Genomic DNA, 14,520 nt, shown 5'->3' with positions numbered 1-14,520 from the left:
GACGATCCTCGCCACGGCCGAACGCGACCGTGCCAGTGCCGACGACGTAAGACATCTGATCGCCTCCTTCCGGGACGGTGGATCAGGTGCGGTCCACCGCCGCCCGCATGAAGGTGGACTTCGAGGCGTTGCAGGAGCACTCCGCGAAGGAGATCGCGGGCGCGCCTTCGGGCGCGCCCGCCCGGGGTGGGTGGGTCAGGCGCGGGCGTGGCGGGTGCGCCAGAGCCAGACCAGGCCGAGCACCGGCAGGACCAGCGGGATGTAGCCGTAGCCGCTGCCGAACCCCGACCAGACGGTCTCGTCCGGGAACAGCTCCCGGTCGGCCAGGCTGAGGATGCCCACCGCGACCACCCCGACCAGCTCCACCGAGCAGCAGGCCAGCGCGACCCGGCGTCCGGTGTGCCCGGCCCGGGCCAGCCCCACCGCCGCCACGATGTAGATCAGCGCGGCCACCGCGGAGAGCAGGTAGGCGACCGGGGCCTCGTCGAATTTCGTGGCGATCTGCAGGCCCGCCCGCGACGTCGCCGCGATGGCGAAGAGGATGTAGACGGCGATCAGCAGCCGGCCCGGCCCCCGATTCGTCGTCCGCGGCTCAGCCACCGACCGCCTCCCAGGTCTGCTGGAGCCGGACCACCACGACCGGGGCCACCAGGCAGATCGCGCAGACGATCGCCGAGCCCCACCGCGTCGGCTCCATCCGGGCCAGCACCCAGGCCAGCGGCGGCAGGCAGACCAGCGTCACCAGGTAGCCGAAGAACGCGCCCGGCTCGCCCGGCGACTCCCCGCCGCTCAGGGCGACCAGCGCCACCGCGGTCAGCGCGAGCAGGCCCAGCTCCAGCAGGGCCAGGCCGGCGAACTGCGCCTGGTCCGGCGGCCGGTTGCGCACCGCCGCCACCAGAGCCCACGCCGCGAGTACGAGCGACAGCACGATCGTCGCCGTCGCGAGGATCCCGTCCACCGGCGAGCCGGACGCCGCCGCGCTGGTCATCGACGGCACCCCGTCGGAGTCTCGGTCACCAGGGCAGCCTACTAACCCGTGTAGTACTCCCTTCGGAGGCGGGTCCGCCCCGCCCGCCGATCCGTGCCGTTCCACTGCCGTGGCTGCGTCGGCCGGGCCCGACGACTAGGTTGGAGCACGGCCGCGGCTCGCCGCGGCGGAGTTCGAAGCAGGCCACGGCTCGCCGCGGCGGAGTTCGAAGCAGGCCGCGGCTCGCCGCGGCGGAGTTCGAAGCAGGCCGCGGCTCGCCGCGGCGGAGTTCGAAGCAGGCCACGGTTCGCCGTGGCGGACGACGACACCGGGGGTTCCTCGTGCTGCGGTTCGGGTTGTTCGGCACCGGTCACTGGGCGGCGGAGACCCATGCGGCGGCGATCGACGCGCATCCCCGCGCCGCGCTGGCCGGGGTGTGGGGCCGCAACGCCGAGCGGGCCGCCGCGCTGGCCGACCGGCACGGAGTGCCGGTCTTCGCCGACGTCGACGCGCTGATCGACGCCTGTGACGCGATCGCCGTCGCGCTCCCGCCGGACGTGCAGGCCGACATCGCCGTCCGGGCCGCCGCGTCCGGCCGGCACCTGCTGCTGGACAAGCCGCTGGCGCTCACCCTGGCCGGCGCCGACCGGGTGGTCACCGCCGCCCAGCAGTCCGGGGTCGCCTCGGTGGTCTTCTTCACCCAGCGCTTCCACCCGAACGTGACCGGATTCCTCGCCTCGGCGGCGGCCGCCGGCGGCTGGCAGCACGCCCGGGTGACGATGTTCGCCTCGATCTTCCAGCCCGACAGCCCGTACGGCGGGTCGCAGTGGCGGCGGGAACGCGGCGCGCTGTGGGACATCGGGCCGCACGCCCTGTCGCTGATCCTGCCGGTGCTCGGCCGGGTGACCCGGGTCGCCGCGGCGGACGGCCCCCGCGGGCTGATCCACCTGCTGCTCACCCACGACGGCGGGGCGACCAGCAGCCTCTCGCTGACCCTGGACGCGCCGCCGCCGGCCGTCATCCGCGACGTCGTCTTCTTCGGCGACGACGGCATGCAGAGCGTGCCGCCCGGCGACGGCAACGCGCTGAGCGCGTACGGGACCGCGATCGACCAGTTGCTGGAGGAGATCGACGCGGGCACCCGGGACCACCGCTGCGACGTCCGGTTCGGCCGGGAGGTGGCGGCCATCCTCGACGCCGCCGAGACCGCCCGCGCCGAGGGCCGCACCGTCAGCCTCCCCGGCTGACCCTCGCTCACCCCTCCGGAGGGCTGTGCCTCGTCGGCCCGCGCCGGATAAACCGGTCGTGCGGCCGACCCGCCCCGGTTTAGCCTCGCGGGATGTGCACGCACGCCCTGATCGACGTGGTCGGTACGCCGGCCGCGTGGGCCCCCCAGCTGGTGGCCCGCCCGCGAGTCCGGCGTCCGGCCCCCTGCCGGCGTACCGGCGGTTGGTGGAGGCCGGGTTCGGCGGGGTCGGCGGCTCGCTCGCGGCCTCGCTGCGCCGGCACCTGCCCCGGGCCCGGGTGGACGCGGCGCTGCGGGCCGTACGCCTCGCGCCGGACACCCTCGTCGGCGAGGTCTGGCCCGAGCAGTGGCTCACCCTGTTCCGCCTGCTGCGCTGAATCCGTCGCGGCGGGGTCAGCCCAGGTCGCGCAGCGCCTCGCCCAGCTCGTCCGGGGAGTCGAACTGCTCCGGCGGCAGCGCGCGCAGCAGTTGCAGGGCCGCGGTGCCGAGCCCGTTCTCCTGCCCCCAGCGGACCAGGTCCTCCTTCGAGACCGGGTAGTCCAGCCCGGCCAGGTACTCCTGCAACTCCACTCCGCTGACCGTCATGCCCGCCGGCTACCCGCTGCGCCGCGGGCCATGCCGCCCGCCGTCGGGCACCCGGACGGGTGACGTCCCGGGTTTGCCCGCGCGGGGGTCGGGTAGCCGCGGGCATGCTGGTACAGCGGCTCGGCGCGCCGAGCGACTTCGATCCGTTGCTGGAGCGGATCCGGGACGCCCGGATCGTCATGATCGGCGAATCGACGCACGGCACGTACGACTACTACCGCCTGCGCGAGCAGCTCACCCGGCGGCTCGTCGCCGAGCTGGGCTTCTCCTTCGTCGCCGTGGAGGGGGACTGGCCGGACTGCGAACGGGTGCACCGGTCGGTGACCGCCGCCGACGGGCACGCCGACCCGCGATCGGCCCTCGAACTCTTCGAACGTTGGCCCACCTGGATGTGGGCCAACGCCGAGGTGGCCCGATTCGCCCGCTGGCTGCGCGCCTGGAACTCGGAACGCCCGGAGGACCGCCGGACCGGCTTCCACGGCCTGGACGTCTACAGCCTCTGGGAGTCGATGCAGGCGATCTTCGACTATCTCGGCGAGGAGGACCCGACGTCGCTGGAGGCGGCGCAGGAGGCGTACCGGTGCTTCGAGCCGTACGGCAGGAAGCCGGAGGAGTACGGGGACGCCAGCCGCTTCGTCTCCGCGCGCTGCGAGGAGGAGGTGGTGCGGCTGTTGACGCGTACCCGGGAACAGGCCGCCGCGGACGGCCCGGACCGCTTCTCGACCTGGCAGAACGCGGAGGTGGTGGCCGGCGCGGAGCGCTACTACCGGGCGATGGTCGGCGGCGGGCCGGAGTCGTGGAACGTGCGGGACGTCCACATGGCCGACACCCTGGACCGGCTGCTGGACCTCCACGGGCCGGACGCCCGGGCGGTCGTCTGGGCGCACAACACGCACGTCGGCGACGCCCGGGCCACCGACATGGCGGACGCCGGGATGACCAACGTCGGCCAGTTGGCGCGGGAGCGGCACGGGGCGGACGACGTGGTGCTCGTCGGCTTCGGCAGCTACCGGGGGACGACGGTGGCGGCGCCCCGCTGGGGCTCCCCGCCCGAGACGATGGTGGTGCCGCCGGCCCGGCCGGGCTCGGTGGAGCGGCGGCTGCACGAGCTGATGCCGGACCGGGCGGTGCTGGTCTTCGGCGGCGCGGACCAGCCCGGCTGGGTCACCGACCAGCTCGACCACCGGGCGATCGGCGTGGTGTACGACCCGAGCTTCGAGTCGTGGGGCAACTATGTGCCGACGCGGCTGGGCGAGCGCTACGACGCGTTCATCTGGTGCGACGAGACGACGGCCCTGCACCCGCTGCCCGCCGTGGCCGCCCCCGGCGAGATGGAGACGTACCCGGCGGGCGTCTGAGCCCGCGGTCGACGGGGGCCCGCCGGGTGTCGGCGGGGCCCCCTCGCGCTCATCCGACCGGGGCCTTCTCCGCCTCGGCGAGGTGGGCGCGCAGGCCCTCGCCCTCGACGTCGACGTTCGGCAGGAGCCGGCCGATCCAGCGGGGCAGCCACCACGCCGCCCGGTCGAGCAGCGACATCACCGCCGGGACGATCGTCATCCGGACCACGAACGCGTCGATCGCCACGCCGACCGCGAGCGCGAAGCCCATCGACTTGATCACCGGGTCCTCCAGGAAGACGAAGCCGCCGAACACCGAGATCATGATCAGCGCGGCGGCGGTGACCACCCGCGCGCCGTGGCCCATCCCGCTGATGGTGGCCTGCCGGGCCGGGGCGCCGTGCACGAAGTCCTCCCGCATCCGGGAGACCAGGAACACCTCGTAGTCCATGGCCAGGCCGAACAGGATGCCGATGAGCAGGATCGGCAGGAAGCTGACCAGCGGGCCCGGGGTGTCCAGGCCGACCAGGTCGGCCAGGTGCCCCTGCTGGAACACCGCGACGGTGATGCCGAACGTCGCCGCGACGGTGAGCAGGAAGCCCAGCGCCGCCTTGACCGGCACCAGGACCGACCGGAACACCAGCATCAGCAGCAGGACGGACAGGCCGACCACGAGCACCAGGTAGACCGGCAGCGCGTCGGACAGCTTCTCCGACACGTCGATGCCGATCGCGGTGACGCCCGTCAGCAGCACGTCCGCCTGGCTGATCCCGGAGACCTGACGGCGGATGTCGTGGACCAGGTCCTCGGTGGCCTCGTCCGTCGGGCCGCTGCGCGGGATCACCCCGAGCAGGGCCGTCCGCCCGGTCGGGTCGGTCTGCGGCGGGGTGACCGCCAGCACCCCGTCCGTCCGCTGGATCAGCGCGGCGACCTGCGGCGCGGTGGCGGCGGTGGCCTGCGGGGAGTCGGCGGTGACGACCACCGCGAGGCGGCCGGTGAACCCGGGACCGAAGCCCTCCCGGATCAGGTCGTTGTTGACCCGGGCCGGCGAGTCGACGGGGGCGGTGTTCGCGTCCGGCAGGGCCAGCCGCATGTCGGGGGCGGGCACCGCGAGCAGGCCCAGGCCGAGCAGGCCGACCAGGATCACCGGTACGTGCAGCCGGGTCGTCAGGCGCGCCCAGCGGAAGCCGAACCCGGAGCGGTTCTGGGCCGACGCCCCGCCGTTCGCCGCGGCCCCGCCGTCCGCCCCAGTTCCGCCGTCCGCCCCGGTTCCGCCGTTCGCCGCGGTCCCGCCGTTGTTCGCGGCGCCCTTGCGCAGCCGGCGTGGGAGCACCCGGTTCCCGGCGAAGCCGAGCAGCGCCGGGGCGAGGGTGATCGCGACGAGCACGGCGACGGTCACCGTGCCCGCGGCGGCCAGACCCATCACGGTCAGGAACGGGATGTCCACCACCGCCAGGCCGGCCAGCGCGATGACGACGGTGGCGCCGGCGAAGACAACGGCGGAGCCGGCCGTGCCGACCGCCCGGCCGACGGCCTCCTCGGCGGGGAGCCCGTCGAGCAGGTTCTGTCGGTGTCGGGAGGTGATGAACAGGGAGTAGTCGATGCCGACGGCCAGCCCGAGCATCAGGGCGAGGATCGGGGCCGTGCTGGTCAGCTCGATCGCGCCGCTGAGCGCGAATAGGCCGGCCATGCCGACGCCGACGCCGATCAGCGCGTTGAGCATCGTCATCCCGGCGGCCACCAGCGAGCCGAACGTCACGATCAGGACGATCGCGGCGACGAGGACGCCGAGCGCCTCGGTGGAACCGACCTCCGGCTCGGCGTTGAGCACCTCGCCGCCCGGCGCGACCTGCCAGCCCTGGGCCTCGGCCTGCGCGCCCACCTTCTCGTACGCGCTGCGCTGGGCGTCGGTCACCTCGTCGGCGCGACCGGCGAACTGCACCTGGATCAGCGCGTACCGGCCGTTCGGGGAGACCGCCTGGGCCTGGAACGGGTCGACCGCGCCGACCACGCCGGGCAGGCCGGCCGCCTCCTGGGTCACCTCCCGGACCAGGGCCTGCCCCTGCGGGGTGCCGAGCTGACCGTCCGCGGGCGCCTTCACGGCGATGGTGCCGGTGGCGCCGCTGGCCTGCGGGAAACGCTCGGCGAGCAGGTCGAGCGCGCGCTGCGACTCGGTGCCGGGCATGGTGAAGTTGCTCGCCGTCGGGCCCTTCAGGGTGGCCGCCGCGACGCCGAGGCCGACGAGCACGACGAGCCAGCCGACGGCCACCAGCCGTCGACGGCGCAGCGAGGCCCGGCCGAGCCGGTACAACAGGGTCGCCATCAGTTCCTTGTCCCTCGGTCGTGGGTTTGCTGGTCGGTGGGGGTGGGGTCAGTCGGGGGCTCCAGCGCGCGCCGGACGAGGCCGAGCAGCGCCGCGCGCAGCTCGTCGTCCGCGAGGTCGCCGAACTCGCCGCACGTCTCGGCGATCCCGGCGAGCAGGACCAGCGCCGCGACCCGGGCTGCCGGGCGCGGCGAGTGGCCGGCGAACGCCGCGACGAGCCGTTCGGAGATCTGCTGCACGTGCGCGAACGCCGGCTGCTGGAGCAGGTGGGGGAACTCGCCGCGGAGCAGGGCGATCTCCCGACGGAAGCGCACCGCGAGGCCGACGAACCCCTCCGCGGCGACCCGCTGGGCCGCCGCGCCGGTCAGCCCGGCGAGCCGGTCGTCCAGCTCCTGCAGTACGGCGAGCGCGGGGGCCATCAGCTCGCCGAGCAGGGCCTCCTTGTTGGCGAAGTGGTAGAGCACCGTCGCCTTGGAGACGCCGACCTCGCCCGCGATGTCCTGCAGCGAGGTGCCCTTGTACCCGGTGACGGCGAACCGCCGCGCCGCCGCGGCCAGGATCTCGGCGTGCGTCGCCGGTATCGCTCGTGCCATGCCATCCAGCATGCCTGACCGATCGGTCAGCGCCTGACCGATCGGTCAGAAAGTGTGCTGTGCCACAGGGGGGTGCCATGATGCGCGCACGAGGAGCAGGCCGACCTGCTCGCCGCCGTCCGAGCGGCGGCCGACGCGGCGGGCGTGCCGCTGGTGCTCAACGCCCGGATCGACGTACACCTGCGCGGGGTCGGCGACCCGGCCGGGCGTACCGCCGAGGCGATCCGCCGGGCCCGGCGCTACCGGGCAGCCGGGGCGGACTGCGTCTACCCGATCCTCCTGGCGGAGCCCGGGCAGGTCGCGGAGTTCGTGGCCGGGGCGGGCGCCCCGGTGAACCTGCTCTACCGGCCGGGTGGTCCGAGCCTCGCCGAGCTGACCCGGCTCGGGGCGGCGCGGATCAGCCACGGCGAGGGCCCGTACGCGGCGGTCCAGGCCCGGACGGCGGCGCTGCTCGACGCGATCCGGGCAGGCAGGGACCCGTACGCGGTGTGACGCCGAGGCCGGCGGGCGCGTCCGGTTGCCCTCCGCGCGCGGGGCAGGAAAGGTGGGGTGATGAGCGGTGCGGAGGAGACCCGGGACGGGGTGTCGCTGACCAACCTCGACCAACCGCTGACCCCGGACGCGGGGGCCACCAAGCGGGACCTGGTCGCCTACCTCGACGCGGTCCACGAACGGCTGGTGCCGGCGCTGCGGGGCCGGCCGTTGTCGGTGATCCGGGTGCTGCGCGGGCAGCCGCCGTTCATGCAGAAGAACCTGCCCAAGTACACCCCGGACTGGGTACGCCGGGCGTCCGTCTGGGCGGAGGCGTCCCACCGCGAGGTGTCGTACGCCCTCTGCGACGACCGGCGCACCCTGCTCTGGTTCGCCAACCAGCGGGCGGTGGAGTACCACCCGGCCCTGGCGACGGTGGACCGTCCCGCCCACCCCACCCACCTCGTGCTCGACCTCGACCCGCCCGAGGGGGACGCCTTCGGCGCCGCCGTGGCCGCCGCCCGGCTGGTCCGGCGGGCGCTCGCCGACGCCGGTCTCGTCGGCGCGGTCAAGACCAGCGGCGCGAAGGGACTGCACGTCTTCGTCCCGGTCGATCCGGCGGCGACCGCCGAGGAGGTGGCCGCCGCCACCCGGGCCCTGGCCGTACGCGCCGAACGGCTCGACCCGGCGCTCGCCACCACCGCCTTCATCCGCGAGGACCGCGGCGGGCGGGTCTTCCTCGACTCGACGCGGGCCGGCGGGGCGACCGTGGTGGCCGCGTACAGTCCGCGGCTGCGTCCGGGGCTGCCGGTGTCGTTCCCGGTCGCCTGGGACGACCTCGACGCGGTCACCCCGGCCGACTTCACCGTGCGGACCGTGCCGGCGCTGGTCGCCGACCGCGACCCCTGGGCCGAGCTGGCGCCGCCGCCCCAGCGCCTTCCGGCCGACCTGGTGGAGCAGGGGCGGGGCATTCCGGTGGCCCGGGTGCAGGCCATGCACGAGGGCAAACGCCGCGCCCGCGCCCGCCGGGATGTCGGCTGACGCCCCACCGCCGGTCCTCCGTCGCCCCGAACGTGCCCGCGTCCGGGCCGGCGTGGCGCCTGCCGCAGCCATGGTCTTTCGGGCCCTGTGGAGCTGCCCCCACGAACGGGGCACCCCTCCGGCGACCGATGCACCCGCGGCAGACAGGGCGGGGCCGATGCGCCCTGGGCACACGACGTGGGGCCGATGGGCCTGCGGCACGCGAAGCAGGGCCGATGTGCCGACAGACGCGCTGCCCCTCCTCGATGCCGCCGTAGTGCCGCCCGGGTGCCCGGGCGCACGGACGGGGCAGCTCCACAGGGCGGATCCAGGTGACGGTGCCCCGCCCGCCGTACGCGAGCGCGGCCGCCGCCCACCTGGCGGGAGAGCGGCGCGGTGAACGGGAAAAGCCCGGACCAGCGGCCCGGGCTTTTCATGTCTGTGCCCCCGGCAGGATTCGAACCTGCGCCCCCGCCTCCGGAGGGCGGTGCTCTATCCCCTGAGCTACGGGGGCTCAGCGACTGGAGAAGACTAGCAAACGCCCCCACCGATCGCCCAATCGGTATCCCGGCGCGCCGCCCCCGGGGCCGGGGTCAGGCGGCGACCGCCCGGCCGCAGCTCGGGAGGGGGTGCAGCAGGATGCGGCGGGGCAGGCGGCGGGGCCACTCGTTGCGCGGCCAGGAGCCGTCCACGATGAGGTGCACCGGGCGCTCCTCGGCGCCGCTGAGCCGCAGCACGAAGTCCCGGGGCAGCGGCGGGTCCACCGAGGGCGTGGTCACCATGAACCGGACCCGACCGCGCGACGACACGGCCGAGACCACGTCGGCCGCCGGCATCGTCCCGCGCAGCCGTACCCGGCCTAGCCAGTAGACGTCGGCGAGGTGCTCCTGGGCGGCCCTCGTGATCGCCGGGTACTCGCTGCGTACCCAGCGCTCGACCGCCCCGACGCACAGCCCGCACGCGCGCTCGCGCGGCTCGCGCGGACCCAACCCCCAGGCCCGCAGGTACGCCCCGATCGCGCCGACGTCCATCGCCGGGTCGAACCGGCGCTGGACGAGCGTGGTGAGACTCTGCCGCGTCCACAGCTCCTCGTCCAGGCCGAACTCGTCGGGGTGGACGCCCCGCAGGACGTCGATCAGTTCCAGTTCCTGCTCGCGGCTGAGCGTTCCCGGCTCGCCCTGCCGCTGTCCGCGACGGACGGCAGCCACCGTCCCGTCACCGCCGATCGTGTGGCGCCGGCACCAACTGGTGACGGAGCGCCGTGCGTCTCTGAGTGCAACCCCCACGTCGGGGACAACGAAGGCACTTCCCAATAAGTAACCCTTAACGTATAAATCGCCCACCGGGTGCAGATGGCCAGCTTGTGGGCGGTAGGCAGGGGTGGGCGGCGCGGGTGCAGAGCCTTCGAGCGCACGGTGACCCGCTCGGCCGAGGCCGGCTGAGCGGGTCACCGAACAACGGAGATGTCAGGCGTAGAAGCTGATGATCGGGCTGTCCGAGGTGGTGTGCGCCGCCCAGGTGGACGTGTACAGCGTGACCCTGGTCTGGCCCGTCTGCCACTTGTCCGGAAGGGCGTCGACGTGGTGATACCAGCAGCAGTTGCGGCCCTGGACGGTGCTCCCTTCGCCCTTGAACACCCAGGAGCCGCCGTTGATCCTCATCCAGACCCGGTAGTACTTGTAGCTGCTGTCGACCGTCCGGTTCATGTAGAAATCGGCGCGGGCGTTACTGCCGCCGGAATAGTCGAAGCAGGCTCCGACGGTGCTGTTGCCCTGGTCGCAGCCACCCACGGCGAAAGCGGGGGAGGCCGTGGCCGTGACCGTGCCGCCCGCGATCAGGGCGATCGCGCCGAGGTAACCGGCTAACTTCCTTTTCATGCTGATGCTCCTTCGCGTTTCGAATCGCCCCATGTGGTGGAGTCGTCCCCTGGACGGAGTGGCCCACAGGTCGGGCGACTGGGCGGCCGACTGTCGGATGAAGTCGTGGACGTAGTCTCCGGGGTTCCGCCATGAATTTGCTATGCGGCTGCTAATCACCGTCCGCAAACGCTTAGACTTGTTTCTATTTGCGGACAAATCGGCTTTTCCGGGTAATAGTCCTATGTGGACAGCCAATCATCTCGATGCAGGCGCTATGATGGTTCGGGCCAGAAATGGTCGTATCGGCAACGGGGGCCGTATTGCGATGGAAAGTTCTTGGGCCAGTAGAGGCGTACGCTGGCGGACGCCAGCTGTACCTCCAGCGCCCGCGCCAACGTGCAGTGCTTGCGTACCTGCTACTCAACGCAAATCGCGTCGTACCGACCGGCCAGGTGATCGATGCCTTGTGGGGTGAAAGTCCACCTTCGAGTGCGCGGGCCCAGGTGCAGGCGTGCGTGTCCCACCTTCGGCGTGCGCTGCCCTACGATACGAGTGACGTGCTGATCACCCAGGCGGGCGGCTACCGGATCGTCGTCACCGACGGTGAGCTCGATCATGCAGAGTTCGCAGAGCGAGTGAAGAGGGCACGGGCCGCCGCGGCGGGTGGAAAGCCGGCTGACGCTGCCGACCTGCTCCGGTCCGCCCTGGCCTTGTGGCGGGGCGTGCCGCTCGGCGGAGCCAGCGGCGCGTTCGTCGTTGACGCCGCAGCGGCTCTCCAAGAGCAGCGGCTTGCGGCCTACGAGGAACTGGTTGACATCGAATTGGCGCTCGGTCGGTACACCGAACTCATTCCTGAGTTGTCGCTGCTCGTCACCGAGAACCCGCTGCGCGAGCGGCTGTCGAGCCAGTTCGTCCTCGCGCTGGCGGGTGCTGGCCAGCCGGTGCAGGCCCTGCAGTTCTACGACACGGTCAAGCTCCGCCTCGCGGACGAGCTCGGGCTGGAACCCGGGCCGCATCTGGCTGCCGCACACCTGGGCGTGCTACGTCAGGAGGTCCCGGTCAGCAAGTTGTCACTTGAAGCCGCGGCCAACTCGTCGCCCCGAAAGCCGGCTCAGGTGGTAGTTGCTCAGGTGACACCTGCTCAGTTGCCGCCGGCCCCGGTCTGGTTCGTCGGGCGTGAGCAGCATCTGGCCCGGCTCGACCAGGTGCTCCTGAAAGCGGAGCAGGGAGCGCGCACGGTCGTGCTGTCGGGTACGGCAGGGGTTGGCAAGAGTGCCCTCGCGCTGCAGTGGGCGCACCGATCGGTCGATCGTTTCCCGGATGGGCAGCTGTATTTGGACCTGCGGGGCCGAGCTGACGGTCGCGAGCTTAGCCCATCGTCCGCGCTGGGCATGCTTTTGCGATCTCTGGGCGTGCCGGCGGCCCACGTCCCGACGAGCTGCCAGGAGGCGGCGAATCTCTATCGCTCGATGCTGGCGGGTCGCCGGGTGCTGGTAGTGCTGGATGACGCCGTCTCGGTGGACCAAGTCCGTCCTCTGTTGCCGGGCTGCATCACCTCCGGCGTGGTCATCACCAGTCGAGATCATCTTGTCGGCCTTGTCGCGCGGGACGGGGTTCAGCCCGTACCCGTCGACCTCTTCAGTCCGGCGGAATCACGGGCCCTGCTTGTTCGCGCCCTCGGTCAGGGGCGTGTGAATGGCGAATCCGAGGCGGTGGACAGGTTGGCTGCGGCCTGCGCCCATCTTCCGCTGGCGTTGCGTATCGCGGCTGCCAAACTCGCAGGGCAACCTCAATGTCCGATTGCTAACCGAGTCGCGGAGTTGCGCGGCGGAGATGCGCTGTCCGTATTGGCTGTCGAGAATGACAAAGAATCGTGGCTCGAAGGAGTTTTCGACCTCTCCTACGGGTCGTTATCGACAGCCGCGCAGCGGCTTTTCCGCCTCCTCGGGCACATGCCAGGGGACTGGTTTACAGTAGAAGCGGCCACGGCGCTCACCGACGGAACGCCGATGGAGACAATCCCGTTGCTGAATCAGCTTGCCGCCGCGCATCTGATACACGAACGATCACCTGGGCTCTTCACCGTGCACCGGTTGTTCCGGCAATACGCGCGAAGGCGCTTGGTGGAGTGTGAAGGTCACGGGCTGCGCCGCTTAGGGGCCGGAGGGCTGCGTACGGGTTCTCGACACGGTCCGGTCGTACCTGTCGGCCCTGGCTGGACAACTGCCGGGTAGACCGGTTTCCCGGGCGGGATGGCCGTCCGCGTTGCAGAAGCGGCTGCGGACGGCGCACCCAGCGGCGCAGGGTCTTCAGTAGGAACAGGGGCTTGCGGCAGCGCTCGTGGTCGCGGAGCGTAATGCACTTCTCGGCGGCAGGTCCGCGTCGCAGGTCCCACGGCCGCACTCGTCGAGGCAGAACCCGCCCGCCGGTCGAAGGGGTGGTCGTAGAGGTTCAACACACGGTGCAGCTTGGTGATGGCCGGCGTTGGTGCCGGCCTTCCACGCCTTGGCGACCGGTGAGGACCGGAGAAAGTCGCCCGGGACGATGACGCAGGTCCAGTCGCGGGTCTGCGTCATCGAACCCGATGCGCCCCGCCCCGTTGTGGGTCCAGGGCCTCGAATCCCCGCTCGGGCACTAGCTCGTTTTTTGCTGGTACTTTCGGAGCAGGGTGATTTCCTTCTGCTGGTTACGTTTCATGGCGCCGGCCAACTCCACCACCTCGTCGCGGTTGCTCTGATCGAGCACGCCGTCGATCATGTGAATCCCGCCGAGATGGTGGTTGACCATCAGTTCCAGGAAGATCCGGTCGACCCCGCTGCCTTTGGCTTCGCGGAGCTGGGCGATCTGCTCGTTCGTTGCCATACCCGGCATCAGGCCGTCCGCGCCGACCTGGACGCCGTCCGGCATCCAGGCCATGCCGGGCTGGCTGCCCGTGGGCATCAGCCGCCACTCCTGCAACCACCGTTGCATCTGCCCGATCTGGTTCTGCTGGGTCAGCGCCATGTCGTACGCCATCTGCCGGATCTCCGGGGTCGGGGAGTCCGCATAGGCGATCATCGCCATTTCCACGGCCTGCGCGTGGTGACGCGACATGTCCCGGGCGAAACCCGCCTCGGCCGAGGTGTCGCCCGGCGTACGCACCGGCGGCGAAAACACCCCCGCCCCGTAGCCGAGTACGAAGATGGCGACGGCGGCCAAAGCCAGGAGCGGCGCTCTGTACGCGGCGAATCGCGACCTGACGGCGAAGTCTTCCTCCGCCCTGTCCTCAACCTCCGTTGCGACCGTCATGTCAGTTGCCCATCGAGGCCGGCATGTCGCGGGGCGTGGTGCCGGTGCCGGTGGTGTAGTTGCCCGACGAGCAGGGCACGCCCGGCTCCTGCGAGGCGTTCTGGGCAAGGGTAGTGGCGAACTCCTCGATCCGCGGGTCGTCAGCGTTGTCAACCTTCAGCTGGTAACCCCATGCCTGTAGCGAGATTGGCTTGTCCAGCCCCTCGTACGGGCTCATCAGCATGAAGTCCTTGCCCCGTACGAGGCTGGCCAGCTTCTCGACCTGGTCGTTCGGCAGGTCGGGCCGGTAGGTGATCCACACCGCGCCGTGTTCGAGGCTGTGCACCGCGTGCTCGTTCGCGATCGGGGCGTTGTACACGTCGCCGAGGCAGCGCTGCCAGGTGGCGTTGTGCGGGCCGGCCACCGGCGGGAGGATGTCGTACTTGATCGGGCCCTGCTGGTGGTTGCCGCCCTGGGTGAGCTCCTTGTTCTTCTCGCGGTAGTTCACGATGCCCGCGATGTCGGCGGCCCGGTCCTCCCACGGCTTCGAGCCCTGGAACGCGGCCCACGCGCCGTAGCCGATGATCGCCGCGGCGAGCACGCCGACCGCGGTGAACAGGGCGATCGGACCCCAGGAACGGCCCTGGCTGACCTTGACCGGGGCGATCGGCTTGCGGGGGCCCTTGCCGCCGCCCGAGCGGCCCGCGCCGCCCTTCGGCTTGCCCGCCCCGGCCGTGGCGTCGGACGCCGGCCGGCCCGCCGCCGGCTTCTTGCCGGTGGTGACCACGGTCGGACGGCGCTCCGGGCCGCCCGGGGTGCTGATGCTCATCGTGCCTCGTCAGGTAGCTCGGT

General features: G+C 72.1%; 14 protein-coding genes, 1 tRNA gene and 1 pseudogene. 6 read left to right on the top strand and 10 right to left on the bottom strand.

Features of this window, described 5'->3' with window-relative positions; genetic code table 11:
* Positions 1–195: 195 nt before the first annotated feature.
* A complete protein-coding gene (locus ACGFIZ_RS08825; RefSeq protein WP_347669321.1) occupies positions 196–600 on the bottom strand; it encodes a hypothetical protein in 405 nt (134 codons plus the stop codon).
* On the bottom strand, positions 593–988 hold the full coding sequence (locus ACGFIZ_RS08820) for a hypothetical protein (protein WP_393417241.1): 396 nt from the start codon (positions 986–988) through the stop codon (positions 593–595). Before ACGFIZ_RS08820 ends, ACGFIZ_RS08825 begins: the two co-directional genes overlap by 8 nt.
* A 320-nt stretch (positions 989–1,308) precedes the next feature.
* On the opposite strand from ACGFIZ_RS08820, the gene ACGFIZ_RS08815 reads away from it, so the two are divergent.
* Positions 1,309–2,214, top strand: coding sequence for a Gfo/Idh/MocA family protein (locus ACGFIZ_RS08815; RefSeq protein ID WP_393417239.1), 906 nt, complete (start codon positions 1,309–1,311; stop codon positions 2,212–2,214).
* Between the two features lie 184 nt (positions 2,215–2,398).
* Positions 2,399–2,590 (top strand): annotated as a pseudogene (locus ACGFIZ_RS08810) (ErmE/ErmH/ErmO/ErmR family 23S rRNA (adenine(2058)-N(6))-methyltransferase); the annotation flags it as partial.
* A gap of 16 nt (positions 2,591–2,606) precedes the next feature.
* On the opposite strand, the gene ACGFIZ_RS08805 reads toward ACGFIZ_RS08810, so the two are convergent.
* The gene (locus tag ACGFIZ_RS08805; RefSeq protein WP_393417237.1) at positions 2,607–2,798 is read right to left on the bottom strand and encodes a DUF2795 domain-containing protein; all 192 of its coding nucleotides are present in this window, start codon (positions 2,796–2,798) and stop codon (positions 2,607–2,609) included.
* Positions 2,799–2,902: 104 nt separating this feature from the next.
* Between ACGFIZ_RS08805 and ACGFIZ_RS08800 the strand changes: the two genes are divergently transcribed.
* A complete protein-coding gene (locus tag ACGFIZ_RS08800) occupies positions 2,903–4,156 on the top strand; it encodes an erythromycin esterase family protein (protein ID WP_393417235.1) in 1,254 nt (417 codons plus the stop codon).
* 49 nt (positions 4,157–4,205) lie between these two features.
* On the opposite strand, the gene ACGFIZ_RS08795 is transcribed toward ACGFIZ_RS08800, so the two are convergent.
* On the bottom strand, positions 4,206–6,458 hold the full coding sequence (locus ACGFIZ_RS08795) for an MMPL family transporter (RefSeq protein ID WP_393417233.1): 2,253 nt from the start codon (positions 6,456–6,458) through the stop codon (positions 4,206–4,208).
* The gene (locus ACGFIZ_RS08790) at positions 6,458–7,051 is read right to left on the bottom strand and encodes a TetR/AcrR family transcriptional regulator (RefSeq protein WP_393417231.1); all 594 of its coding nucleotides are present in this window, start codon (positions 7,049–7,051) and stop codon (positions 6,458–6,460) included. Before ACGFIZ_RS08790 ends, ACGFIZ_RS08795 begins: the two co-directional genes overlap by 1 nt.
* A gap of 144 nt (positions 7,052–7,195) precedes the next feature.
* Here ACGFIZ_RS08790 and ACGFIZ_RS08785 point away from each other — a divergent pair, with 144 nt between their 5' ends.
* Positions 7,196–7,543: an isocitrate lyase/phosphoenolpyruvate mutase family protein gene (locus ACGFIZ_RS08785; RefSeq protein ID WP_393417229.1), complete on the top strand. Its 348-nt coding sequence runs from the start codon at positions 7,196–7,198 to the stop codon at positions 7,541–7,543.
* A gap of 60 nt (positions 7,544–7,603) precedes the next feature.
* A complete protein-coding gene (ligD, locus tag ACGFIZ_RS08780; protein ID WP_393417227.1) occupies positions 7,604–8,563 on the top strand; it encodes a non-homologous end-joining DNA ligase in 960 nt (319 codons plus the stop codon).
* Positions 8,564–8,984: 421 nt separating this feature from the next.
* On the opposite strand, the gene ACGFIZ_RS08775 is transcribed toward ligD, so the two are convergent.
* From ACGFIZ_RS08775 to ACGFIZ_RS08765, 3 genes are all read right to left on the bottom strand, one after another.
* Positions 8,985–9,056: transfer RNA gene (locus tag ACGFIZ_RS08775), tRNA-Arg, on the bottom strand.
* A gap of 79 nt (positions 9,057–9,135) precedes the next feature.
* Entirely contained in the window at positions 9,136–9,828 is a 693-nt protein-coding gene (locus tag ACGFIZ_RS08770; RefSeq protein ID WP_393417225.1) for a winged helix-turn-helix domain-containing protein, read from the bottom strand.
* 180 nt (positions 9,829–10,008) lie between these two features.
* Entirely contained in the window at positions 10,009–10,419 is a 411-nt protein-coding gene (locus ACGFIZ_RS08765; RefSeq protein ID WP_393417223.1) for a hypothetical protein, read from the bottom strand.
* 275 nt (positions 10,420–10,694) lie between these two features.
* Between ACGFIZ_RS08765 and ACGFIZ_RS08760 the strand changes: the two genes are divergently transcribed.
* Complete coding sequence (locus ACGFIZ_RS08760) at positions 10,695–12,635, top strand: BTAD domain-containing putative transcriptional regulator (RefSeq protein WP_393417221.1); 1,941 nt, start codon at positions 10,695–10,697, stop codon at positions 12,633–12,635.
* 400 nt (positions 12,636–13,035) lie between these two features.
* Here the strand turns inward: ACGFIZ_RS08760 and ACGFIZ_RS08755 are convergent, their stop codons facing one another.
* Together ACGFIZ_RS08755 and ACGFIZ_RS08750 are read right to left on the bottom strand one after the other, a co-directional pair.
* Positions 13,036–13,689: a DUF305 domain-containing protein gene (locus ACGFIZ_RS08755; protein ID WP_393417219.1), complete on the bottom strand. Its 654-nt coding sequence runs from the start codon at positions 13,687–13,689 to the stop codon at positions 13,036–13,038.
* A gap of 1 nt (position 13,690) precedes the next feature.
* Positions 13,691–14,497, bottom strand: coding sequence for a DUF3105 domain-containing protein (locus tag ACGFIZ_RS08750; protein WP_393417217.1), 807 nt, complete (start codon positions 14,495–14,497; stop codon positions 13,691–13,693).
* Positions 14,498–14,520: the final 23 nt, after the last annotated feature.

It is taken from the genome of Micromonospora sp. NPDC048830 (assembly GCF_043198215.1).
Classification (GTDB): Bacteria; Actinomycetota; Actinomycetes; order Mycobacteriales; family Micromonosporaceae; genus Micromonospora.
This window is presented reverse-complemented; position numbering and strand designations above follow the sequence as displayed.